We start from the raw sequence: 23,229 nt of genomic DNA on the forward strand, positions 1-23,229 counted from the left end.
CGCCCCTCACACAACAGCAACAGGCTGCAGCGGCAAGCACGGGGCAAAACAGGCTGCGTCGTGGCAGCACAGAGTGTGCCACTCCAAACATTCAATATTTTTTAAATAAAATCAGTGCATTACACGCCAACGGCCGATATGGCAAGCGATTGGGCTGCAAGGTATTGCGCAGAAATGGCAACCTGACTACAAAAGGTTGCCTTTCTGGTATATCTCACTTTTTTATGCGCAATATATTGCGCACAACAACACTATCAGCTGCCAAGTTCGCCCTGCTGCAGCTGATAAAGGCGGATATTGAGCGCTTTCAGATCGCTCTCCAGCCCCTTCAATTCGGCGGCGGTGATGGGCTCCTGCGAAGCCTTCTTCGCCTCCAGCTCGCTCAGACGCAGACTGAACGGCGTCTCCTGCATCAGGTTTTTCTGCACCTCATAAAGCTGGGACTTGAGATAGGAGATGGTCACCGTCTTGCGTTGGCGCTCCAGCTCCTGCAGCTGGTCGATCAGCGCATCGACACCGGCACGGGCATCAAGGTAGGTGGGAATGGTGTTGTTATTGCTCCCCTGCCCCACCAGCGCGTTCTGCCACTGCTTGTCCAGCGCCTTGACCGCCAGCGAGTCGGGATAGAGCATCTGCAACGAGGTGCGCAACCCTTCGCCATAGCGATACCAGTAGAGCGGTGAAGTCTGTTCCAGCCGATCCAGCTGGGCCTGATAGCGCGCCACCAGCTCGCTCTCCATCCCTTGCACCGCCTGCTCCCCCAGCACGATGCGCGCCTGACGGATATCGTCATAGCTGAGCACGCGCGGCAACTCGGCGGCCGGCTGTTGCAGGCGCTGCATAGCAATCACCTTCTCCTGCTGCTGGTGCTGCCAACCCAGCCATGCCATGACCGGCAGAGCGCAGCTGAGCAGGCCACAGCCAAACCAGAACCAGGCCGGACGCTGTTTGCGATGCTGCTCGATCTTGAGCACAGTCGGCTTGACCTGCCCCTTCTCGCGCCCCACCAGAATGCTGCCCTGCGGCAGAGCGGGGGCAACCGATGCCATCGGCGTTCCGTGCTCGTGGTCCATATCCGATTTGAAGAAGACCATCGGCGGGATCTGCATATCCTCCTTGAGACCCGGTTCGTCGGAGACGATGACGATCTCGGTCTCGTCAAAGAGGTGGGTATAGCCCTCGATAAAGTGGATCAGGTTTTCAACCCGGGGAATGCGGCTCAGACCCGCGTTGTGCAGCTTTTCGCTGATAAGCTGCAGCGCCCGCTCGCAGCGGTAGATCAGTCGCTTGTCCTCATGGCTGATCTGGTACTGGCGAATCACGTCGCTGATGCGGGCAATAAACCAGTCCAGCATCTCGATGCGGGCCCGCTCCTGATGTACCGGCGGCCAGAAGCTATCCCACTGGGTGACGATGAGGTTGGCAAGAAACTCGCACCCTTCGGTAAAACCGCTCAGTCCCTGAAGGCGGGAGCGGGCCAGGGTGAAGTAGATGGCGGTCTGCAGATCGACACCATGCTTTTCGAAGATCTGGCTGGCAAGATGGTGGATCAGCGCCCAGTCCACTTCGGGACGTGAGGCGTGACTGAGCTTGTTGATCTCGGCGCGCAGCGCTTCGTACTCAGGCAACATTCTGGGGTCACGCCCCACTTTGAGCGCCTGCTGGCCTTGTTGATTCTGTGACATATCGGCTTCCAACGGATGAAGGGGGCACAGGGTGCCCCCGACCTAATCAATAGAGGGATTCGGGCAATCTGAACTGGCTGAACAGACCGCCGGTGAAGGGGTTCTGGGCGCTGTCGGTATAGACCCGATAGGTCATGGCCCCCTGATCCACCGGGAAGCGCACATCGAAGGTGGCGTCACTCACCTGGGTCAGCTCGCCTTTGTCCATCAGGCGGAACATGGCCCAGGGCCCGACGAAGCCTTCGCTGCGCGGCGAGCGCTCGCGAGCAGCCGGCACCAGCGTGATCTTGCTCTCGGCTCCGTCACGCATGGTGTTGGGCCACACCAGCGGCACCTTGGTGCGACGACCGTGAGCATACTCCAGCAACTGGCCATCCAGATTCAGCACGCTGCGCCGCTTGTTGGCGGTGAGCTCTATGGGCTCGAGGGCAAACTGCACCTCCAGATTGCCTTGCGGGCTGAAGAAGATCTGGCGGATGCGCGCCGCGCGATCCAGCTGCTTGACCAGCTCGGCCTGAATGGGTGAGCTCAGTTCACCCTCCATCAACCCGCCCTCTACCATCGGCTTGAGGTTGACCTGATAGAAGCTGTCCAGCGTGCCGCCCGGGGCAAAGAAGCGCTCCATCTCGGAGAGCGGCACATCCTTGGCAGAGCTCGGGTTGAACGGATAGCGATCCGCCAGCTGGCTGTTGAACGGGGTCAGCACCTTCTCCTGCCACTCCTGATTGAGGGAGGACATGGCCAAATCGATCACCAGACGGGAGGTCTGCTCGGAGAGCTGGCCAACCCAGCGGTTGAGCGGCTCGGGCAGACCACGGGCATACTGCTCGAGGGCAAATACGGGATCGGCGTACTTGTTGGTCAGGCGCAGTTGCACCGCCTTCAGGGCAGATTGACCCGGCTCGGTCGCGTTGACGATGAGCTCCAGATAGTGCTGCAGATCAACCAGCTTCTGGTTCACCTCGGAGATGAGCGGCCCCTGTTCGCCACGGCCGCTGAGCGCCGCGTTGGTCGTCATAAAGGGACGTCCGATCCGTGCCGTAATGGCCTGACCCGGATCCCCCTCCACATCGGAGATCTTGCGAATGCGGGTGTTGTCATCCAGCGAGGCGAGTACCCGCTGGAACGGCTGATCGTTGCCGGTAATGGCCGAGAGCACATCGAGTGCCTGCTCCGGGCTCTCCAGGGGCTGCACATCCAGATTGGTCAGCAGTTTCTGCCACTGGTTGACGTAGTCGGTGACATAACGATCGTTGACCTGACGGGTGATCTCCTTGCGATCCGCCTCGCTCAACTGACTCAGCTTGCGCTGGCCCAGCACCCAGGCATCCATGGCGGTCAGGTCGAGCAGCGCTTTGTCCTGCTTGAGGAAGAAATCGCTGAAACCGGGCCAGGTCAGCAGGCGCGGCACCTGACCTGCGCTCTCGTTGCGCAGGGTAAACACGGTATCGAAGGTGGGGCCAACCTCGTCACGCACGTTGAGATCCGGCGGCAACACATCGCCCGCCTTCACCACCAGATTCTGGTAGACCCGCTGATACATGGGCAGTTTGCCCAGTTCGCGCTGGGCGCCGTAGACCGGCTCCTTGAAGGGCGCAAAGGCGGTAATGGCGGCCTGATCACGGGCGGCGCGAGCAGCGTGCCAGTCGGTATGATCGAGGGCGTAGTTGAGGTGACCCATCAGCTGCTCCTGCAACGCCCCCTGCCCCGGGAACGCCTTCTGCCAGCGGCTCGCCATATACTGGGCCACCAGCTCCTTGTTGCGACCGGAGGCGTCATCCAGCATCCGCATCACCCGCAGGATGGCGAGCTTCTCCTCGCTACCCGCCGGCGCCCGGTCGAGATCTTCCAGCAGCCCCTGCATCTGGGCCGGCAGGAAACGCTGGCTCAGCAGTTGCAGGTAGGAGCCTTCCACATAGGGGCCGATCTCGTCCCCCTGATAGAGGCCAAGATCGGCCACCACCGGCATCCGCTCACGGTAGTTGCCAAAGGAGAAGGTCGCCTCGCGAATAAGGTTGAGACGCGGCAGCTGGCTCACGCCAAACGCCTCTTCATCGGCCACCTCGTTGGTGGCCATAAAGGCCTGGGCCTTGGTCAGCACGTTGCGACCGGCCTCCTCGTTGACCCGGTAGAAGTAGTGCCAGCCACCGATGAGGGCTGCCGAGAAGAGCGACAAGCAGCTGAGGCCGACGGCCATGCGACGGCGGCGATAGAGGGTATGCAGCCGGTTCTCGCCCGCCAGATGGGCCTCGGGGAAGATGATGGAGGAGAAGAGCTTGCGCACGAAATAGGTGTTGGACTCCCCGCGCAGCGCAGAGTAAATGGGCTCTGGCAGGTTGTAACGGCGAGAGGCCGCCTGGGCAAACGCATCGAACGGCACCCCCTGCTGATAGACGGAGCTGACATAGACACCGCGCACCAGCAGCGGCTTGCTCTCCTCGATGGCCAGGGTCTCGGCAAGCAGCTCGGTCACATACTCCTTGAGGCCCGCCAGTTGGCGAACAAAGGAGAAGAGCGCACTGCGGCGGCTGGCATCCAGCCCGGCCAGCATCAGTGCCGGCAGGTTGCGGTTGAGGTTGTCGACCCACTCGTCCCAGAAGAGGGAGAGGTCATCCTGCCACCCCTTGCCCTGACGCTCATCCGGCTTGAAGGTCACCCCCAGCACCGCCTCGCGGGCCTCTTTGTCGAGCTGCTCATAAACCACGTCAAACCCGCGCAGCAGGTCGAGCTTGGTAAAAGTGACATAGAGCGGCAAGCGGGTATTCATGGTGGCCGACAGCTCCTGCAAACGGGAGCGCATCAGCTGGGCATAGGCCTTGCGTTCGGCCACGCTGGCATGGGATAGCCAGGCCAGATCCACCGTCAGCACCAGTCCGTTGAGGGGCTGGCGACGGCGATGTTCATTGAGCCAGCCGAGCAGGTGCAGCCAGAGCCGCTCGTGCTTGCGCGCCAGCGGCTCCTGCTCGCCATCGGGTTGGGACAGAAGCTCACCAGCGGGATCCAGCATCACCGCCTGCTCTCCCAGCCAGCAATCGACCAGCTGATCCTGCGCCACTTCACGAAGCTCGGTGTCGAGTCTCGGGTTGAGCTTGTTGGCCGGGTTGGCGCGGTGGATCAGGCTGCTCTTGCCGCTGCCGGGCAGACCCAGCACCAGATACCAGGGCATGGCATAGAGTGCCCCCTTGCCCAGATGTTCGCCAAGGGTCGCCAGCCAGCGGTCAAGAAAGAGCGCCTGACGATCGAGGATCCCCTTGACCGGATCCTGCTCCAGTACCAGCTCATGGTTCCGCTCGGCCTTGAGTTGCTGCATCTTGCGCCATACGCGCCAGGAGACAACTCCCAGCAGCAGCCAGAGCCAGAGCAGGGTGAACACCACCCGCCCCCACAGCGGCTCGAAGGGACGAGCGTCGCGGATCTCGATGCGGGGCCCCAGCCACCACACCAGGATCAGGGCGACAACCCAGAGCACCGCACCGAGCAGAGGCCAGGAGGGTTTCAGTTTCGGCAGCTGTTGCTGCAGAAAGGTAAAGATGGTTTTGAACATAAGATTGTGATTCAACTCCGACTCAATGACTCATTTCGACACTCATTGCGCCAAGGCGGTCGCATGACGTTCCAGACGGCTCACCAGCCCCGGTTCCCATTGCGACAGTCCCAGACGGGTGGCCTCTTGCCACAAGTGCTGGTAGTGCTGGCGAGCCAGCGAATTCATGCCTTCCTGTTCCAATAACTCCGCCTGCACCAGTTGTGCATGGAAGCGGGCTCTGGGCTCTTTCAGTTGCGCCATCCGCTCATCGAGCAGGGCGAGCGCCGCAGCAACCCCCTGCTCGCCATGGCGTAGCGCCACCTCTTCGGCCAGAGAGCAACCCCCTTGTCCGTCACTGCTCCCCCCCTTGGCTGGTTGCAACCAGCGGCTGCACTCGGCCGACAGAAAGGGGGTGCCGTCGCTGAAGGTGAGCTCCCGCAGCGCCGGCAGACGCTGCAAGAAGGTCTCCAGCTCCTGCATGATGGCCTGCGCCACCGTGGCAAAGCCGAGCTTCTGCGCCACCATGGCCGAGAGCATGTGCCCCTCGAACCAGTAGGGCGCCAGCGTCAGACTCTGTTCGATCCGCTGCCAGAGCCCCTGATCGGCGGCATTCATCGCGGCGCGATACTCATCCACCATGTCAACCGACATGGGCGCAAGCTGGGTCTTGTTGCCCTGCGCCGTCATGGGAGGGGTCGTGATACCGGCCCAGATGGCGTGGCGACGCAGGCGATAGCCCACTGCGGCCTCCGGCTGACGCTCAATGAGGAGCTCCGCCACCTTGAGCTGGGTCTGGCGCCATGCCCGATCGTTGGAGCTGTCGATCTCCACCGCCGGACGCTGGCCCGCACTCCCCTGCGCAGCACTCGAGGTGGTAACGGGAATGCCGGACACAGCGGCACCTGGCGCCACGGTCGCGCTGCTTTGCGGCGCGCCAGCCTCATCGGCCTGTGCCTGTGCCACCTGCTGGCGCTGGGCCCGTTTCAGTCCCATCACCAGCGGGTCGAGCAACTCGCCCTTGTCGGGACACAGCGCCAGCCACGCCGCCTCCAGCTGTTCGGCGCGAGCCAGCAAACCGGCCAGCTCCGCCGCCGAGGCGCTCTCCGATACCCGTGGCAATACCCCTTCAAAACGCTTGACGATCTGCACCATCAATCGCTGTTTCTGGGTGGCATTGCCGGGCCAGGCGAGCGACCAGTAGTCGCGGATCCAGCACTCCAGCAGCAGGATTGCCGTCCCCATGGGGGTCGCCTTGGCCGGATGCTGCAGGCAGCGCAGCAACTGGGCCAGCACCCGCATATCCTTGGTTTTGCTCTCCAGCAGCACGAGGCACGCCTCGGCAACCGCATTGAGATCGACCTGGCTGTGGGCCAGCGAGCCCAGCTTGACCAGCTCGGTCTCGACATAATCCCAGCGCGGCTCGTCAGCAGGCACGGCCCCCTTCACCAGCTCGGCAGAGAGAGGGGTCAGCAGGCGGCCACACCAGGGGTGTTGATAGCTCATTGCGCCCCCTTACCAGCGGCACTGCTGGCGCACGGGCTGCAGTGCCTCCTTGAGACCGCTGAGATCCACCCGCAGGATGGCGCCATTGTCGGCCTGCACCTGCAGTTCACGAGCCCCGATCCAGCGCTTGAGCTCCTCGATAGCGGGCAAGCCACGGCCATACTCGAGCAGCAGCCCCTGATCCCGGACAAACCAGCTCTGCGACTGGCGACTTGGCTCACCATCCAGCGCTATCTGCACCTGCTCCCCCACCCAGGGGTTATCAAGCCGCAGCCGGATATGGGTGATGCTGTTGACGCAACCGATGGCCAGGGTGGCACCACGCAGGGCAGGACGGGTCAGGGTGACGCTGCCGCCAGCTTCATCCAGCAGTGGCAGAAAAGGGGGGCTGTCAGGCTGACGCCCCTGCTCCTGGGTCAGGATCGCCTGCCAGGCAGGGGAGCGGGAGACCGCCCCCTCTTCACTCCCGACCGTATCTTTCCCGATGGCGTCATAGCAGGCCAGGCGCACCAAGGGCGACGGTTCGCGCCGGCACGCCTGCAATTGGGCCAACTCCGGGGATGGCTGCGCCGCACTGCTGGCCAGCAGCAGCGGCACCAATGCGAGCAGACTCATCAGCTCACCTCCAGTTTCTGGCACTTGTGATCCAGGGTGCGCTTGGGAATATTGAGGCTCTCCGCCACCAGCATCCGGTTGCCCTGGAAGTAGCGCAGGCGCGCCTCGATCACCGAGGCTTCGTACTGCTGCATGGCGCGGCGCAGATCGCGGATGTGGTTGTAGTCATCCAGTGCGCCGGGCAGCTCGACGCAGACCCGCTCGCGCAGCTCTGGTGGCAGTGCCTCCAGACCCACCTCCTCACCATGGCTGGTATGGGCACAGGCGACCTCCAGCAAGTTGCGCAGCTCGCGCACATTGCCCGGGAAGTCATAGGTTTGCAGCTGCTTCAAAAACTTGCGCTGCAACCCTGCCAGCGCCTTGCCATCCTGAGCGGCAAACTGGGCCATGAAGTGCTGGCAGAGCAGCGGCACATCTTCCATGTGTTCGCGCAACGGAGCGATCAGCAGCAGGCACTGGCAAAGGCGGTGGTAGAGGTCGGCGCGGAACTGCCCCTCCTCCACATGGCGAGTGAGCGGCTGATGAGTGGCGGCGATGAGACGAAAGTCAGACTGACGCTCCTGCTCGGCGCCAAGTGGCCGGTAGCTGCGGGTTTCCAGTACCCTGAGCAGCTTGGCCTGCATGGCGGCAGGCATGTCACCCACTTCATCCAGAAAGAGGGTGCCGCCATTGGCCTGTTCGACCAGCCCGCTCTTGTTGCTGAGCGCGCCGGAGAAGGCCCCCTTCTGATAACCAAACAGTTCGCTCTCGATGAGGTTCTCCGGAATGGCGGCACAGTTGATGGCCACAAAGGGCTTGTGAGCCCGGTCGGAGCACTGGTGCACCAGCCGCGCGACTACCTCCTTGCCACTGCCGGTCTCCCCCTGAATGAGGACAGTCAGCTTGTGGCGGCCCGCCTGAGCGATCTGCTCGCGCAGACCGCAGATCACCGCCGACTGGCCGATCAACTGCTCGCCCAGCAGCTTCTCGTGCTGGCGCAGACGATCCTCTTCACCTTTTATCTGGCGCAGGGAGTCGCGCAACACACTCTGATCCCGGCGGCTGCGCCCCAGATCGCGAATAAGGGTGAGCTGGTTGCAAAAGACCTGCGCCAGACTGGCAAGCTCGGGCCCCTCGGCCCACTCCTGCAATACCTCGCCCCGATCGAGCAGGGCAAGCACGGCAAACGGCTTGCCCTTGCCATCCATCAACGGGAACGCATGCAGCCCGCACTGCTGGCCCAGATTGGCCAGCAGTGCGCGAAAACCGGCGTGCTCGATGCGGGCACCGCCATAGAGGGAGTCCCAGGTGCGGGACTGCGCCTTGTGCAGCACATAGGCGAGCGGATGGGAGAAGTCATCCACCGCCAGCCCCAGCGCCACTTCCTGCCCCTTGACCCAGCCTTTGCATTCGAGCTGGCGACCGCTCACATCCAGCATGCCAAGCAGGATCCCTTTTGGCTGAAAGCTGGCATGGAGGGTCGAGCTCCACCAGTGGCAAAGGTGGGCTTCGTCGCGCTGCTCGGTGAGCGCGAGGGCGAATGCGAGGGCTTGTTCCATGGTCAGCCCTCCACCTCGGCCACGAACTGGTGATCGACCACAGAGAAGCGAACCCGGTTGATGGGCTCACCGGCCGAGAGACGCTGCAGCAGTTGCAGGGAGACCGGCGGCAACAGGGCGCCGTCGATGACGGATTCGAGCATGCGTGCACCGTTCTCGCTGCGGTTGGCCCGCAGCAGGATCTCTTCGGCCACCTCGCCATCGAGCTCCACCTCGGTGCCGAAACGCTCCTTGAGCAGCTTGACCAGCCGGTTGAGCTTGCCCCCCACGATCTGCACCAGGGTGTCGTGACCGAGCGGCAGATAGGGGATCACCTCCATCCGCGCCAGCAGGGCCGGCTTGAAGAAGGCAGCGAGCTCCGGATAGAGGGCATCCAGCAGCACGTCTGGCTGCTCGGCGTGCTCGACGATGGTCTGGAAACCGAGGTTGGAGGTGAGGAAGAAGACCACGTTCTTGCAGTCGATGATCCGCCCTTCCCCATCAGCCAGCTCGCCCTTGTCGAACGCCTGATAGAAGAGGTTGAGCACATCTGGGTGCGCTTTTTCCACCTCATCCAGCAGCACCACCGAGTAGGGTTTCTGGCGAATGGCTTCGGTCAGCACGCCGCCCTCGCCAAAGCCGACATAGCCGGGAGGCGAGCCGATCAGACGGGAAACCGTGTGTTTCTCCTGATACTCGGACATGTTGATGGTGGTCAGATACTGGCGGCCGCCAAACATCAGCTCGGCAATCTGCAGCACGGTTTCGGTCTTGCCGACCCCACTCGGGCCTACTAGCAGGAAGGCCCCCAGCGGACGGCCGGGACGACGCAGATCGGCGCGCGCGGTCAGCAGGTGCTTGTGCAGGTGGGCCACCGCCACATCCTGCCCCTTGATGAGATCGCCAAGGTACTCCGGCAGACGGGTCACCACATCGAGCTCCCCCTGGGAGATACGATTGAGCGGCACTCCGGTCCACTCGGCGATGACGGCGGCAATCTGGGTTTTGTCGACATGAGCGGAGACCAGCACCTCTCCCTGCTGCAGGTCGGCCAGCTCGCTCTCGAGGGTGGCCAGCTGCTCGGCAGCCGCTTGCGGATCGAGCGGGGCATCGGCGAGATCCAGCGCCTCTCTGGCCAGCATCTCATCCTGCTGATCTGCCAGGAGAGCGGCACGCAGCTCGATAATCCGGTGAACCAGACCCTGCTGTTGCTGCCAACGGGATTCCTGCTCCGCCAGCGATTCGCGGCAACGCAGCTGCTCTTCCTGCAACTCGGCGAGGCGCTCTTCGTTGTCACCCAACCCGATCAGACGCTGACGCTCCAGCTGGCGGATCTCCAGCTCGCGCTGGCGCAGTTCGTTTTGCAGATGGCTGACGGCGCGCGGCGGCGTGGTGAGGTTGATGGCAACTCGGGCACAGGCGGTATCGAGCACGTCGATCGCCTTGTCCGGCAACTGACGGCCGGAGATGTAGCGGGCAGAGAGCTGGGCCGCAGCTTGCAGTGCCTCCTCGTCGATCAGTACCCCGTGGGCCTTCTCGTAGATGCTGCGCAGACCGCGCAGGATCACCGTCGCCTCATCGGCATTGGGTTCGCTCACCTTGACCAGCTGGAAGCGACGGGAGAGCGCCGCATCCTTCTCGACATACTTCTTGTACTCGCTCCAGGTGGTGGCGGCGATGGTGCGCAGCTCGCCACGGGCCAGCGCCGGCTTGATCAGGTTGGAGACATCCATGCCGCCGGCCTGGTTGCCGGCCCCGATCAGGGTGTGTGCCTCGTCGATAAAGAGGATGACCGGACGCACCGACTCCTTGACCTCCTGCATCACCCCCTTGAAGCGCTTCTCGAACTCCCCCTTGACCGAGGCGCCCGCCTGCATGGCACCGAGATCGAGCGTCATCAGCTCGACCCCGCGCAGTTTTTCGGGCACCTGACCCGCCACGATGCGCAGGGCCAGCCCCTCGATCAGGGCGCTTTTACCGACGCCCGCCTCGCCCACCACGATGGGGTTGTTTTTGCGGCGACGGGAGAGGATGTCGATCATCAGATCGATCTCGTGATCCCGGCAGAGTACGGGATCAAGCGACCCCTGACGGGCCTGCTCGGTCACATTGACGGTAAAGCGGGCCAGCAGGGTAGCGTCGGTCGGCAGTGCTGCCGGTGCCGTGTTGCCATTGGCCGGACTGGTCACTGGCGTCTCGGCAGACTCCTTGACCCACTCGTCGAACTGCTGGCGCAGCAGCTCTCGATTGACGTTGGCCAGCAAACGGGTCACCGAGCCCGGCAGGTAACGCTGCGGGGTCATCAACAGCACCAGCAGCATGACGCCGCTGCGCAGCTGGGCATGCTGCATCTCGGCGGAGGCGAGCAGCCAGCTGTCTTGCAGCCACTCGACCAGCAGCGGCGAGAAGGAGGGATAACCCTGGCCATAGCCGTTGTCGGCAGCGGACGGTTGCAGCAGGGTTTTGAGCTCCTCCACTTCCACGTCGGCGCGTTTGAAGATAATACGGACATCGCTGAGCGGCGTATCCAGCATCTTGAGCAGCAGATGCTCGATGCGGATCTCGGCTCCCTGATGGTTGACACAGAGGGCCGCGGCCTCCTCCAGCATGTGACGGCAGATAGGGTTGAGTCTTTCCACCAGTACTGGCAGTTCTATACGGATCAAGGCGTGCTCTCCTTAGTACTTATTTTAATAATTCGCCCAGTTGACGCAGTACGTCCTGGGTCTGGTTATTGAGTTGGTGGTGATAGAGGCCAAAGATGATGGCCAGGATCAGCGCCCCTCCCATGAACAGGGTGCGCAGGGAGACCTGCTTGCGCAGCTGGTAGCGGGCCGCCTGCCGACCGAGGTCGAGGTGAAACACGCTGGGTGCCTCGCCGCTGCTCTCGGGGGCGAGCTGTTTGTGCAGCTGGCGGACGATACGCTCGAACTCTTCGCGCCCCTGGCTCATCACCTTGTAACGCCCCTCGAAACCGAGACAGAGGCAGAGATAGATGAACTCCAAAATGTCGCGGTAGCGCTCCGGATCCTCCTGCAGACGGGCCAGCAGGACGAACACCTTCTCGCCGCCCCAAGTCTCGTTGTGGAAACGGGTCAACAGCGAATGTTCCGACCACTCGCTCTGGCTGCCCCAGTCGCGGCCCATCACGGCCTCATCGATGAAGGTGCAGAGGATGTAGCGAAACGAGAGGACGACGCCATTCTCGTAACCCTGAGCCATCAACTCCTGCTCGATGGCCTGGATCTCGGTCACCACCTGCTGATAGAGCTCGGGCACCCGATCGTAACGGGACAGCAGGCGCACCCGCTGCACCAGCCCCAACAGGGGGGTCACCGCATCGATCATCGGGTTGATGCTCTGGCCACGCAGGCGGAACCAGTAGTCCGAATCCATGTCCAGCTGCTCGGCATGATCGAACAGCAGGTCGCTGAGTTGCTCGTTCTTGATAATGTCCGTGGTCATCTCTGCATGTTTCCTTGGTGCGATCACTGGCTACGAATGGCCCAGAGCTGCATGTCGAGCTCGGGGAAATCGCCGGCGATATGGAAGGCGAGCGTGTTGCCCACTGCCAGCATCTGCCAGGCCGGGCTCTGACGGTCGAGCTGGAAGTAGCTGTAACCGGCGTGGTAGGGCAGCTGGCGCGGCGCCACCGGCAGCGGCAGCAGCGGAATCCCCGGCAGTTGCAGGCTGATGAGCTCGCGGATCTTGTCGCTGGAGGCCACCTTGGTCTGCTGCAGCAGCTGTTTGCGCAGCTGCTCCTGCGGCATGCGGGCACGCACTGCCAGCACGAAGTCGGCGCTCTGCATCAGCTCGCTCTCGCTCACCATAGCCACCATGATGCCGTACTGGTGCTTGCGCAGCTGGATGGAGACGGCGCGCGGCGACAGCACGGTACTGAGTGCCTGACGCAGGGCCAGCATCACCGGCTCGAAGCTCACCTGCTGATCGTCGTGACGATAGGCGGGGAACTCAGGCGGCAAGCGGGACTCGTCGGTAAAGGTCATCAGCTCGCCGCACAGCTGCACCAGCGCCTCATGCAGCCGCTCGGGGTGCAGGGTACCAAGGCGCGCCAGATGTGATAGCTGGGGTTGGGCACGGTTGAGCAGCTGCAGCATCATGAATTCGGCCACATCGGCCACCCCCTGCTGACCCGGCGCCGCGATGCGCTGGGAGAGGCTGCGAGCCCGCTCGGCCACCAGGCCAGCCGACTCGCCGAGGAAGCGCTTGAGAGTCGGGATGGCGGAGACGCTGATGCTGCAGGGCATGAAGTTGGGATCCAGCACCAGACCGCCGTCCGGACGTTTGTCCAGAATGCGGGCAATGGCCAGGGACGCATAGGCACTGCGATCTTCCCGCTCCAGCATCAGGCGCAGGCTGACCCGCCCCACTTCGAGGGAGACCACATCCCCCCCTTCGCTGTGCAGGTCGCGCACATCGTGGCGATGGGCCTGCAGTCGGGTAGCGACCTGACCGCCCTGCCCCACCTCGTTGACCCCGCTCACCGAGAGCGGCAGCGCCAGATAGACCTTCTGGTTGGCGACCGAAGCGTCGGTGATCTCCAGCGGGGTCGGCAGCATATCGTCGTTCGGGATGTTGAACACGGTACCGTCCGGCAGGATGCCGGTGGCCCCCACCAGCGCGATGCGGCCAAAGCCGAGGTAATCCTCATTGATGGCGAGCGACTGCAAGCCATAGAAGTAGTCGCTGAGCGCGCTCAGGCGAGCGTGCAGCGCGTAATCCGAATGTCTCTGTTGCTGCTGGAAGTGCTGGGGCTTGATAAAGAGCCCTTCACGCCAGATAACCCGATTTCGACTCGACATGGTTATTCTTCTTCTTTTTGTAGTTCCACTTCATCCAGGCGCAGGTGCACCAGGATTTGATAGGCCATTCCCTTGCTCTTGATCTTGATGACCTTGCGCCACTCGGCGCTGTCCGGGTCGGCGTAACGTGCAATCACGCCGATGTAACGGGTCTTCTCGTCGAGCTTGACGGGGGGCAGGTATTTGAACTGGCCGGGCAGCAGGGTGTACTCCTGATGATCGAGGTAGTTCTTGCCAAGGGCCTTCTCCACATCTGCCGTCACCTGGTCGTAGTCGGTGGCAAGCAGCTTGGAATCCTCCGCCAGCAGCACCACCTGAAACTCGATAGGTGCTGCCTCCCCGCTCTCGTTGGGGTTGACGTCAGGCTCAGCGACCAGACTCAGCCCCAGGGTAGAGGGCTGATCATTGTTGCTCCCCACCTGGATATCGGGGTTCATGGCCACGTCAGCCATCTTGCCCATGGTGGTACAACCGGCGAGGGTCAGCAGTGCCGCCCCCAGCATCAGCGCACGTATCATCAAATCAGTCCCTGTTGCTGACGCACGGCCTGGTCATATGCCTGGGCGTAAACCTGATGGAACAGCTTGTCGAACCCCTGCTGGCGGGCAGAGGTGAGCTCGCGGTAGTAGTGCTGGTACATGTTCCAGGCCCACCCTTCATCAGCCATGCCCGGCGCGCCGCTGCGGCGGTATTGCTCAAACCGGCCGAGCAGGGCTTCCGGCGAGAAGGCCTGCAGGATGCTGTCAAGCGCCGCACTGATGGCCTGCTGGTTTGCCACGTGGTGAATGCGCACGTTTTGCAGGCTCTCGGCCACCGCGGCCGGCGCGCTCAGGTGCACCGGGCTCTTCTGCTCGGCAAACAGCACCGCCAGGGTCTCGTCATAACCAAGGCCAAGGCGCAGCGGGTTATCCTCGATGGGGCGCAAGTGCTTGTCGGCCAGCGCCGCCTGATCGTTTTGCAGCTGGAGCAGTCCCTCCACCATGGCCCGCATGGTCTTGCCCATCTCTTCAAGCATGTCGTGCGCCTGACGGGTATCTTCCAGTTGCAGGTTCTGACCCAGACCGCGCATCAGCGGCGTCAGGGCAACATGATCGACTCCCTCCTGCGGCATGAAATCGGGATGGTTCTCGATGGTGGGTATATCCAGAAATTCTTGGTTCATGGTGTTCTCGACAGCAGAAAAAGGGGCAAGGGAGAGGGAGTCCATCTCCGGTTGAGGGTGCAGCTCGGCCTGCATGCGGCTCTCGGCCAGCGGATTGATGGCGCGCTCCTGTTGCAGGGCCAGCAAGGGGTCGACGGCGAGATGGCGCGGATCCGCCACACCGGCTGTTGGCTCCTCGCCCGCCAGCCACTCGTCAAGCTGCTCGGCCGGATGGGTTCCCAGCACCTGATGCAGGCTCTGCTCCGGCGTAATGGCCCCCAGATAGGCGCGCAGGCGGAACGGGCCGACGATGAGCTCATCCCCCTGCTCCAGATGCACCTTGCGGGCCCGTCCGATGGGCGAGGTGGCACCGTTGATATAGGTCTGGCCGCTCAGATCGCACAGGCAAAAGCGCCCGTCGTTGAGCTCGACCCGGGCATGGGCGGGCAACACGGCCCCCAACCGATCCTTCAGTTGCCAGTCATCCTGCTCGGAAGCACCCAAGGTGCCGCCCATCTCGTCGAAGCGGTACTGCACCTGCTGGCGACCATCGAGCTGCTCGCTGTTGAGCACCACCAGGGAAAGTTGCTGATTAAACTCGTCCACATTCACTCCTGCACACATATGGTCACAAACGGCTCGCTCGGTGGCTGGCCGAGAAAGGTACTCCACCCCAGACGGGCGCTCTGCTCTTCACCGAGTCGCAGCCCCTTCGCCTGCTCCTGACCGAAGCCAAGACGCAGATCCCAGGCCAGCTGATCGCGCAAGATGAAGGAGACAAAGGTCACCAGCGACTGGAAGTGCTCCCCGTTCGGAAGAAATCCGAGAAACTGGCTGAAACTCAGGTTGTTGATCTTCAACAAGAACTTGCCGGCGCAATCATTCACCTTGTCGCCGATGACAAAATCCCCGCCCAGAGTCGCGCAAGCGCCCCCCAGACGGTTTTGCTGATCCGGATGGATCGGCACCTTGCGCCACTGCCAGGCACTCACCTCTACCTCGGCAAGATCGAAACAGTGGGCCACCAGACCGGCCACCACCTCGGGTGAGCGACTGGGGCTCGCCAGCATGCCCGCATAGGAGAGCATCTTGGCCCGGTTGACCGGCAGGCTCTGGCAGACTGCCTCGTTGCCAAGCCCCACCAGTGCAAACATCAGGCGGGAGAAGCCATCCTCACCGTTGTCCTGAAAACGGACGTGGTAGCGATACTTGCGCCAGATCCGGTGCAGCAGGGTCAGCAGACGATGATGAAAGAAGTCGAGAAAGAGGCCGAGCTTCTGCTCCCCCTGGGCGTACTCCCACGCCAGCGAGTCGAGGTAGTAGCCGGGCATCGGCGACTGGCTGCCGTGCAGGCCGAGAAAAGCGACCTCAAGCTCGTGGCGGCCCCGTTCATCGCGACCAAATTGCAGCACATCGCTGGTCGGGAAGCCGAGGGAGGCAGTCGCCTTGAAACGGATCTTCTCGTCACCCGGCAGGTGATCGAGACCACGCTCCTGATCCGCCCCCTCCAGCCGGTTGAGCAGCTCGACCAGCTGGAAGAAATTGAAGCGCGGGGCCTCCCCTGCGCAGGTCACATCAGGGAGTGCTGACCGATCTGGACTGGCCATTGATAGCGCTCCTTGTTATCGAGATTGACCACCTCAAGCAGGTGGAAGGCGTTGACGCTGGCATAGAGCGAGAAGAAGTGGGCCAGCACGGTACTGAAGAGATAAAGCTCCCCTTCGCTGCCAAAGGCGGACTGGCGAATGGAGAGCACCGACTTGAGCCCCCGCACCGGCATGCCGCGTACCAGCCGATCCACCGGCGTGGTTTCGATCTCCTCAATCCCCGCCAGCCGTTTGCGCGATGCTTGTTCCGCCTGCTTGTCATGCAGCGCCGGAAAGTCGTAGGTGCGCAGCACCTGCACCAGCGCATCGCGTCGCAGCAGAGAGACATAGTTGAGCGACAGGTTGGAAATCAGGGTCCAGTGCAGACTGCCATCGAGAGCAGGACGCAACGGCCGGGTCGGCCGGATCAGGTTGCGGAAGGTGGCAAACGAGGGGGAGCTGCCGGTCGGCACGCAGACGCTGCCGACCTTGAGGCGGGCAGCGCGGGAGCGGTTGGTACAGGTGAGCGTCACCGAGATGGATTCGTCCAGATCGTGGGCGATGGTCTCGTCCCCGCGCACAAACGACAGACTGTGCTCAAAGCCATCGCCGCTCACCGACTCCTTGACCCGCACCCGGTAGTAGAGCGCCAGCCGCTGTTTGGCCCGCTCAATCTGGTGCTGGAAACTTTCAAACGGCTGATAGATGCGCGGGGTGCCGCGCGAGCGCCCCAGATTGCCCTCGACCCACCCCTCGACCTTGTCGACCGAGAAGATTTCGAAGCTGTCGGCATGGCGATAGCTCGCCTTGAGGGGGTATTCCGCCTGACGGCCATTGAGATTGACCGGCTCGCTGTCGTGCTGGAACAGGTTGATGGCCGGCACGCAGTTGAGCATGAAAGAGTCGGGACGGATCTTGAGCTCCGCCGGCAACGGCCGGTCGAAGCAGAAATGGATCCTGAACTCGCTGACCGGCAACGGCTGCTTTGGCCACTCGCCGCCCGAGAGCTCGAAGAAGAGGAAACTTTCCGGAAAGCAGAAATACTCCTGCAGGATCCGGTAACCGGAATAGACATTGTTCGGATAGGGCAACAGCGCATCATCGCGCTCGAAACCGACCGGTTTCAGTGCCTTGGCCTCCTGACGGAACCGCTTGCCGTCGACCTCCAGCTCGATATGGGATAGCTGGTTGGAGAGCCAGAAATAGAGTTCATAGGCGGTGTAGCTATCGCCGCCAAGAAAGAGACGCAGCTTGTCGAGTTGCAGCTCGCTCAGGGGAAGCGGTGCATGCAGGGCGATATCCAGCGAGATGGTGGAGAGATCGTTGCCGCTTTGCGCCGAGATATGCTGGATGTCTGCCGGATAGACCCAGGCATCGTGACAGGTCTGGAAGTGGCAGGTCACCCCATCTTGCGGCAGGCTGTCGAGCTGGCATCCCTGACTCACCAGCGCCGGCTGGGCAATGGCCCCCGGAATGACCGAGAACTGCATGATGGTCATGCTGGGTACGGGACGCAGGTAGTTGGGCCAGAGCATATTGAGCAGACCGTGGGTCAGCTCGGGAAACTCATCCTCAATCTTGGCGCGCAGGTTGCCCGTGAGAAAGGCGAACCCTTCCAGCAGGCGCTCCACGTCCGGATCGCTATTTTGCTCCGACAGAAAGCGGGTGAGTTCGGGATAGGCAGTGGCAAATTCGCGCCCTTGCAGGCGCAAAAAAGCCAGTTCATCCCTGAAGTAATGTTCCAGCGACATTGATCAGACCATGCGGTAGTGACGGTGACTGTCCATATGGACGTTGAACGAGGTAACGTGATCGATATGTTCCAGCCTGACGTGGGCGGTCACCATAAACGACATCTCGAGCGGGCTCGACTGATAGTCGGGTGAACGTACATCCACATGCACGATCCGCGGTTCGTACCGACGGATGCATTGCCGGATCGCCTCCCGGATCCGTCCCTTGATATCGGCGCTCCCCTGGGTGGCATCGTTGAGATCGATGACCCCCAGATCGGGCGCGCTGCGGCAGTTGCCGGGACGGGTGTTGAGGATCTGATCGAGTTGCCGTTTTACGGAATCGACCAGCACCTCCACTTCCGAACGGGGGGAGGAGCCATGCCCCTCCCCCCGGATGCGATCAAACAGACTGGCCGTATTTCCTCTATCCCAGGAAGAGAGATACGGCATCGGTCATTATTCCTTGTCCAGTCGACCTACCAGAGAGAGCTCGAAGCTCGCCCCCATGTACTTGAAGTGCGGGCGCACGGCCATGGCGACCTGATACCAGCCCGGCTCGCCTTCCACATCCAGCACCTTGATCTGGGCTGCACGCAGGGGACGACGGCTGCGCACGTCTGCCGGCGGGTTCTCCTGATCGGCAACGTACTGCTTGATCCAGCCGTTCAGCTCGCGCTCCAGATCCTGGCGCTCCTTCCAGGAGCCGATCTGCTCGCGCTGCAGCACTTTGATGTAGTGCGCCAGACGGTTGATGATGAACATGTAGGGCAGCTGGGTACCCAGCTTGTAGTTGGTCTCCGCCTCTTTACCCTCTTTGGTGTTGGGGAACACCTTGGGCTTTTGTACCGAGTTGGCAGAGAAGAAGGCGGCGTTGTCGCTGTCCTTGCGCATGGTCAGGGTAATGAAACCCTCTTCGGAGAGCTCATACTCGCGACGGTCGGTGATGAGCACCTCGGTCGGGATCTTCGCCTGCAGCTGACCCATCGCCTCATAGACGTGCACCGGCAGATCGTGGATGGCACCACCGCTCTGCGGGCCGATGATGTTCGGACACCAGCGGTACTTGGCGAAGCTGTCGGTCAGGGAAGTACCCATCAGATAGGCAGTGTTGCCCCACAGGTAGTGGTCGTGATCCGAGCTGATATCTTCCTTGTAGTTGAAGCCCTTGATGGGGTTCTCGGTCGGATCGTAGGGCAGACGGGCCAGGAAACGCGGCGCAGTCAGCCCCAGATAGCGGGAATCTTCCGATTCGCGCAGGGAACGCCATTTGGTGTAAGCCGGTCCTTCGAACACCGATTTCAGATCCTTGATGGAGGGCAGATCGGTGAAGCTGTCAACGCCGAAGAAGGCGGGGGCGACAGAGGAGATGAAGGGGGCGTGGGCCATGGCACCGACGGCACTGACATACTGCATCAGCTTGATGTCGGGTGAGCTGTGGGTAAAGGCGTAGTCACCGATTACGGCACCGATCGGCTGACCGCCGAACTGACCGTAGCCGGTTGAATAGACATGCTTGTAGAGACCGGACTGGGTGATCTCGGGCGAGAACTCGAAATCTTCCAGCAGCTCTTCCTTGGTGGCGTGCAGCACCTGGATCTTGATGTTCTCGCGAAAATCGGTGCGATCCACCAAGAGCTTCAGGGAGCGCCAGGAAGACTCCATCTCCTGCAGCTCTTTGGCGTGCAGGATGACGTCCATCTGCTTGCTCAGCTTCTTGTCGAGCTCGACAATCATGCTGTCAACCAGCGCCTTGTTGACCGGCTCGGCGGTTGAACCGCTATCCAGAATATTGGCGATCAGGGCTGCAACCCCCTGCTTGGCGACGCTGTAACCCTCATCCACCGGCGTGATGCGAGCCTGCGCCATGATTTCGTCCAGCAGGGAGGACGAGGAGGCGACGGCTGCCCCCGCTTGAACCTGTTCTTCGACCAAAGACATGTTTTTTCCTTTCTCGTTCAGTCAATCCAACCCGGCGATCACTCGGCAGGCTTAATCAAATCCAGCTCCTTGAGCAGCTGCTCGCGGGCTTCATCACTGGACAGCAGATCCTGCAGGCGGTTGCGGAAGGCAGGGATATTCCCCAGCGGCCCTTTCAGGGCAACCAGTGCTTCGCGCAGTTCAAGCAGTTTGCGCAGCTCGGGAACCTGCTGGGCAACGCTATCCGGGGTGAAATCTTCCAAAGACTGGATCTTGATCGAAACCGGCATCTCGTCCTGGCTGTTCTCTTCCAGGCGATTGGGAACGGAAAACTTCAGTTCCAGCGCGGATTCTTTCATGACTGAAGAGAAATTATTCTTGTCGATGGAGACGGTCTGGCGCTCCTCGATAGGGGTTTCTTCGGTACGCCCTTTCATATTACCAACCACCATCATAGTCAGCGGAAGTTCTATTTCCGCCTGCTGACCACCGGTTGCCGGTACATATTTGATATTGATACGCTCTTTGGGCGCAACAGTGGCGCCGTCAATTCCTTTTCCCATGCTCTAAATACCAAGTTAAGGGCCAACAAGGCCACAAAGCTTATAGTCAACGCTTTATCCGGCAACTGTAAAAAATGACAGTTGACGGTGCCATCGCTATTTTCGGTGGCAATAGCATCGACCAAGGATGCGTTTTCGATATATCTCAAGCAATTGCTCTAATAATCAAAAACACAATATCCATCTTGTTATCTATACAACCCGATACGCCTCAACTCTTTGTTTGAGGTCATTTTGGCTTAAGAGCCATTTGCGCCGCATGGTATATGTCCATATATTGTCAAGTCAATGATTCATTTCTATCAACCAAGCAAAAAACAAATTAAAATCAAAACACAAATCAATGAAATCAATAACTTATAAGTAAACGCCGGTATGTTTATTGCACGCATTTATTGCAATAAAAAATAACAACCTCCACTCAAAAAAGCCAACCGCAATAGCTGAATTTGCCGTCAGAAAACTCCCAAAAAAAAATGACAAAAAAAGAGGTGGACGACAGTTTCTGTCGTCCACCTCTTCAAGAGAATCAGCGTATCTTGCTCACATCATCCCGCACAATCAATGAGCAAAAATCAGCTATCAGACAATCAATAAGAGCACACCAAGGCTGCTCACTGATAATTAAATTCATAAACACCATTATCAGGAAGAGTGGGATACGCCGACTCCCCCATCAACATATTGCTTATCAACTGTCCAGTTGTTTACCTTTGGCAAGACGATCAAACCAGTGCTGCGCCAATTTTTGACCAGCGCTTTTTTCCTTTTCGGTCATCTCTTTTTCCAGTTCATTTCTCGCCTGGGTTGCCTCCTTGTTACCGTCGGTGGCAGCCAGCAAATACCATGCATAAGCATGCAGTCTGTTGCGTGGGGCACCCAGTCCCTGATCCCGCATCATCCCCATGCGATATTGCGCCTCCCGATGTCCGGCATTAGCCGCAAGCCGGTACTGTTTCAGGGCGAGACCATAATCCTCCTTGCCCCCCTGACCGAGACGCAGCATCTCGCCATAGGCGTATTGAGCATCGAGCTCTCCCTGTTTGCTGGCCAGCGCGAACCCCTCACGAGCCAACTCCAGCTCCCCCCGCTCTTGCTGCAAAGTGGCCAGCTCGACCTGTGCCTTGCTGATCCCACCTTGTGCCGCCAGCGACAACCAGTGCTCCCGCGACGATGCATCGCTCTGCTGCAGGCTAAGCTGGTACTCCGCTTCATGAGCGCCGTTACCTGCCGCCAACTCCAGCCAGTAGCGTCCCAGAGCCGGATCGGCTGTGACCTGTTCCCCCGCCAGATAGGCCATGCCAAGCCAGAGCTGGGCTGGTGCAGAACCGGCATTGGCGGCGCGTTGATAGGCCTCGAATGCCGTTCTGGGGCTTGCCTCGGTGGCAAGGACATAGAGAGCATCCGGGTGCTGCTGGGCTGCCGCCTTCTCGAACCAGCGCATGGCAATATCGGGACGTTTGACCACCCCCTTTCCCTGTTGATAACGCAGCGCAAGCTGATACTGGGCATCGCGGTTACCTTGCTCGGCTGACTTTTCCAACCACTCGATGGCATCCTGATCGGCACCCGGCTGGCTGGCATACCATTCACCCAGGATCAACTGGGCACCAGCGTGATCCTGCCTGGCCGCCCGTTCAAACCAGTCGAGACAGTCACTTGCCAGCTTGCCCTGATGTTCGCTGCGACAGGCAAGACCCAACTGATAGCTGGCTTCACGATTGCCCAGTCGGGATGCCCGTTGCCACCACTGTTCCGCCAGTTGCGGGCTTTTCGGCTCGCCCAATCCCAGCTGATACCAGTGGCCAACCTGCAGAGCGGCAGCTCCGCGCACCTTGTTATCGGCAGCCAGAGGGCCACTCTGACCTGCCGCCTGCTGCATCCAGTGCATGGCTTGCGGATAGTCCGGCTGTGCCGCCAGCCGTTTGGCGAGTTCATACTGCGCCTTGCCATTGCCCTGTTTTGCCTCTTTAGCAAGCTCGGCATCACTCACAGACGAGTTTGTCGTGGCACAACCGGCGAGCAGAGCGACCGCAAGCACGCACCATAAATTTTTTTTATTCATTTTGCTTTTTTGCATAAGTAAAAATAACGAACGAAAGGTGCCGGGCAATGACGATATGAAATCATCACCACCCGAAACACCCGTAAATGAGAAGATGGATGCCGCGCAGCATCAGCACCTCTAGCGAGGTTCCGGCACGACGGCTTTGGGTAACAGAGGCGCCTGGGTCGAACACCCGGAGCCAGAGCCGGCAGCACCGCCCGAGTTCATCTTGATGGTAGGACCAACCAGGGTGACCCCGCCCCCATCGACCTTGATAAAGCAGCCTCCGACCTTGACGCTGATCTCTGACCCAGCCTCCAGCACCACCTTGGCACCGGCCTTGACGTGCATCTCCTGCCCCGCCTGAGCAAGCCAGCTTTGCCCCAGCTTCTGGTGCATGGAGGCATCGACCGTGAGCGAGTAGTCCGCCTTGATCTGGTCACGCTTTTCACCCTCCACCGTCAGGTGGTCATTGGCCTTGATGCGTGTGACCCGCTCGTTGTCGATGTCGCGATGCTCGTCGTGTTTGATGTGCCACGCAGCATCGTTTTCGATAAGCACGTTCAGGTC

Annotated in this window: 16 protein-coding genes and 1 pseudogene; all 17 read right to left on the reverse strand. The window is 61.1% G+C overall.

The window, feature by feature from the left end; all coding sequences use genetic code 11:
- Positions 1-254 precede the first annotated feature (254 nt).
- Entirely contained in the window at positions 255-1,685 is a 1,431-nt protein-coding gene (locus BS300_RS17720; protein ID WP_071914355.1) for a VasL domain-containing protein, read from the reverse strand.
- A 46-nt stretch (positions 1,686-1,731) separates the two neighbouring features.
- On the reverse strand, positions 1,732-5,229 hold the full coding sequence (tssM, locus tag BS300_RS17725) for a type VI secretion system membrane subunit TssM (RefSeq protein ID WP_041210852.1): 3,498 nt from the start codon (positions 5,227-5,229) through the stop codon (positions 1,732-1,734).
- Positions 5,230-5,271: 42 nt separating this feature from the next.
- Positions 5,272-6,714 (reverse strand): type VI secretion system protein TssA, encoded by a 1,443-nt coding sequence (gene tssA, locus BS300_RS17730; protein ID WP_071914357.1) that lies wholly within the window; start codon positions 6,712-6,714, stop codon positions 5,272-5,274.
- A gap of 9 nt (positions 6,715-6,723) precedes the next feature.
- Positions 6,724-7,329 carry a type VI secretion system-associated protein VasI gene (gene vasI / locus BS300_RS17735; RefSeq protein ID WP_071914359.1) on the reverse strand — a complete coding sequence of 202 codons (606 nt, stop codon included), beginning with the start codon at positions 7,327-7,329 and terminating at the stop codon, positions 6,724-6,726.
- Complete coding sequence (locus BS300_RS17740) at positions 7,329-8,867, reverse strand: sigma-54 dependent transcriptional regulator (protein WP_041210855.1); 1,539 nt, start codon at positions 8,865-8,867, stop codon at positions 7,329-7,331. The genes vasI and BS300_RS17740 overlap by 1 nt, the downstream gene beginning before the upstream one ends.
- A gap of 2 nt (positions 8,868-8,869) precedes the next feature.
- Positions 8,870-11,512: a type VI secretion system ATPase TssH gene (tssH, locus tag BS300_RS17745; RefSeq protein ID WP_071914360.1), complete on the reverse strand. Its 2,643-nt coding sequence runs from the start codon at positions 11,510-11,512 to the stop codon at positions 8,870-8,872.
- 19 nt (positions 11,513-11,531) lie between these two features.
- Positions 11,532-12,311 carry a type IVB secretion system protein IcmH/DotU gene (icmH, locus tag BS300_RS17750; protein ID WP_033114647.1) on the reverse strand — a complete coding sequence of 260 codons (780 nt, stop codon included), beginning with the start codon at positions 12,309-12,311 and terminating at the stop codon, positions 11,532-11,534.
- 23 nt (positions 12,312-12,334) lie between these two features.
- The gene (tssK, locus tag BS300_RS17755) at positions 12,335-13,669 is read right to left on the reverse strand and encodes a type VI secretion system baseplate subunit TssK (RefSeq protein ID WP_041210857.1); all 1,335 of its coding nucleotides are present in this window, start codon (positions 13,667-13,669) and stop codon (positions 12,335-12,337) included.
- A 2-nt stretch (positions 13,670-13,671) separates the two neighbouring features.
- The gene (gene tssJ, locus BS300_RS17760; protein WP_041210858.1) at positions 13,672-14,187 is read right to left on the reverse strand and encodes a type VI secretion system lipoprotein TssJ; all 516 of its coding nucleotides are present in this window, start codon (positions 14,185-14,187) and stop codon (positions 13,672-13,674) included.
- Positions 14,187-15,416 (reverse strand): type VI secretion system-associated FHA domain protein TagH, encoded by a 1,230-nt coding sequence (gene tagH / locus BS300_RS17765; RefSeq protein WP_071914363.1) that lies wholly within the window; start codon positions 15,414-15,416, stop codon positions 14,187-14,189. The genes tssJ and tagH overlap by 1 nt, the downstream gene beginning before the upstream one ends.
- A 2-nt stretch (positions 15,417-15,418) precedes the next feature.
- Complete coding sequence (gene tssG / locus BS300_RS17770) at positions 15,419-16,417, reverse strand: type VI secretion system baseplate subunit TssG (protein WP_033114704.1); 999 nt, start codon at positions 16,415-16,417, stop codon at positions 15,419-15,421.
- Positions 16,381-18,147 carry a type VI secretion system baseplate subunit TssF gene (gene tssF / locus BS300_RS17775; RefSeq protein ID WP_071914366.1) on the reverse strand — a complete coding sequence of 589 codons (1,767 nt, stop codon included), beginning with the start codon at positions 18,145-18,147 and terminating at the stop codon, positions 16,381-16,383. Before tssF ends, tssG begins: the two co-directional genes overlap by 37 nt.
- Positions 18,148-18,150: 3 nt before the next feature.
- Positions 18,151-18,582 (reverse strand): type VI secretion system baseplate subunit TssE, encoded by a 432-nt coding sequence (gene tssE, locus BS300_RS17780; RefSeq protein WP_041210862.1) that lies wholly within the window; start codon positions 18,580-18,582, stop codon positions 18,151-18,153.
- A gap of 6 nt (positions 18,583-18,588) precedes the next feature.
- Positions 18,589-20,070, reverse strand: a complete 1,482-nt coding sequence (gene tssC / locus BS300_RS17785; protein ID WP_033114641.1) for a type VI secretion system contractile sheath large subunit — start codon at positions 20,068-20,070, stop codon at positions 18,589-18,591.
- A 38-nt stretch (positions 20,071-20,108) separates the two neighbouring features.
- Positions 20,109-20,612 carry a type VI secretion system contractile sheath small subunit gene (gene tssB / locus BS300_RS17790; protein WP_033114640.1) on the reverse strand — a complete coding sequence of 168 codons (504 nt, stop codon included), beginning with the start codon at positions 20,610-20,612 and terminating at the stop codon, positions 20,109-20,111.
- Positions 20,613-21,303: 691 nt separating this feature from the next.
- Positions 21,304-22,677: an SEL1-like repeat protein gene (locus tag BS300_RS17795; RefSeq protein ID WP_071914368.1), complete on the reverse strand. Its 1,374-nt coding sequence runs from the start codon at positions 22,675-22,677 to the stop codon at positions 21,304-21,306.
- A gap of 174 nt (positions 22,678-22,851) precedes the next feature.
- A pseudogene (locus BS300_RS17800) lies at positions 22,852-23,229 on the reverse strand (type VI secretion system tip protein VgrG); the annotation flags it as partial.

It is taken from the genome of Aeromonas sp. SCS5, assembly GCF_001887375.1.
Taxonomy (GTDB): domain Bacteria; phylum Pseudomonadota; class Gammaproteobacteria; order Enterobacterales; family Aeromonadaceae; genus Aeromonas; species Aeromonas jandaei.

Coding starts and splice junctions, on each gene's coding strand:
- tssM (WP_041210852.1), bottom strand. CDS start 5,229: ATGTTCAAAACCATCTTTACCTTTCTGCAGCAACAGCTGCCGAAACTG.
- vasI (WP_071914359.1), bottom strand. CDS start 7,329: ATGAGTCTGCTCGCATTGGTGCCGCTGCTGCTGGCCAGCAGTGCGGCG.
- tssA (WP_071914357.1), bottom strand. CDS start 6,714: ATGAGCTATCAACACCCCTGGTGTGGCCGCCTGCTGACCCCTCTCTCT.
- tssK (WP_041210857.1), bottom strand. CDS start 13,669: ATGTCGAGTCGAAATCGGGTTATCTGGCGTGAAGGGCTCTTTATCAAG.
- tssF (WP_071914366.1), bottom strand. CDS start 18,147: ATGTCGCTGGAACATTACTTCAGGGATGAACTGGCTTTTTTGCGCCTG.
- tssB (WP_033114640.1), bottom strand. CDS start 20,612: ATGGGAAAAGGAATTGACGGCGCCACTGTTGCGCCCAAAGAGCGTATC.
- BS300_RS17720 (WP_071914355.1), bottom strand. CDS start 1,685: ATGTCACAGAATCAACAAGGCCAGCAGGCGCTCAAAGTGGGGCGTGAC.
- icmH (WP_033114647.1), bottom strand. CDS start 12,311: ATGACCACGGACATTATCAAGAACGAGCAACTCAGCGACCTGCTGTTC.
- tssE (WP_041210862.1), bottom strand. CDS start 18,582: ATGCCGTATCTCTCTTCCTGGGATAGAGGAAATACGGCCAGTCTGTTT.
- tssJ (WP_041210858.1), bottom strand. CDS start 14,187: ATGATACGTGCGCTGATGCTGGGGGCGGCACTGCTGACCCTCGCCGGT.
- BS300_RS17795 (WP_071914368.1), bottom strand. CDS start 22,677: ATGAATAAAAAAAATTTATGGTGCGTGCTTGCGGTCGCTCTGCTCGCC.
- BS300_RS17740 (WP_041210855.1), bottom strand. CDS start 8,867: ATGGAACAAGCCCTCGCATTCGCCCTCGCGCTCACCGAGCAGCGCGAC.
- tssG (WP_033114704.1), bottom strand. CDS start 16,417: ATGGCCAGTCCAGATCGGTCAGCACTCCCTGATGTGACCTGCGCAGGG.
- tssC (WP_033114641.1), bottom strand. CDS start 20,070: ATGTCTTTGGTCGAAGAACAGGTTCAAGCGGGGGCAGCCGTCGCCTCC.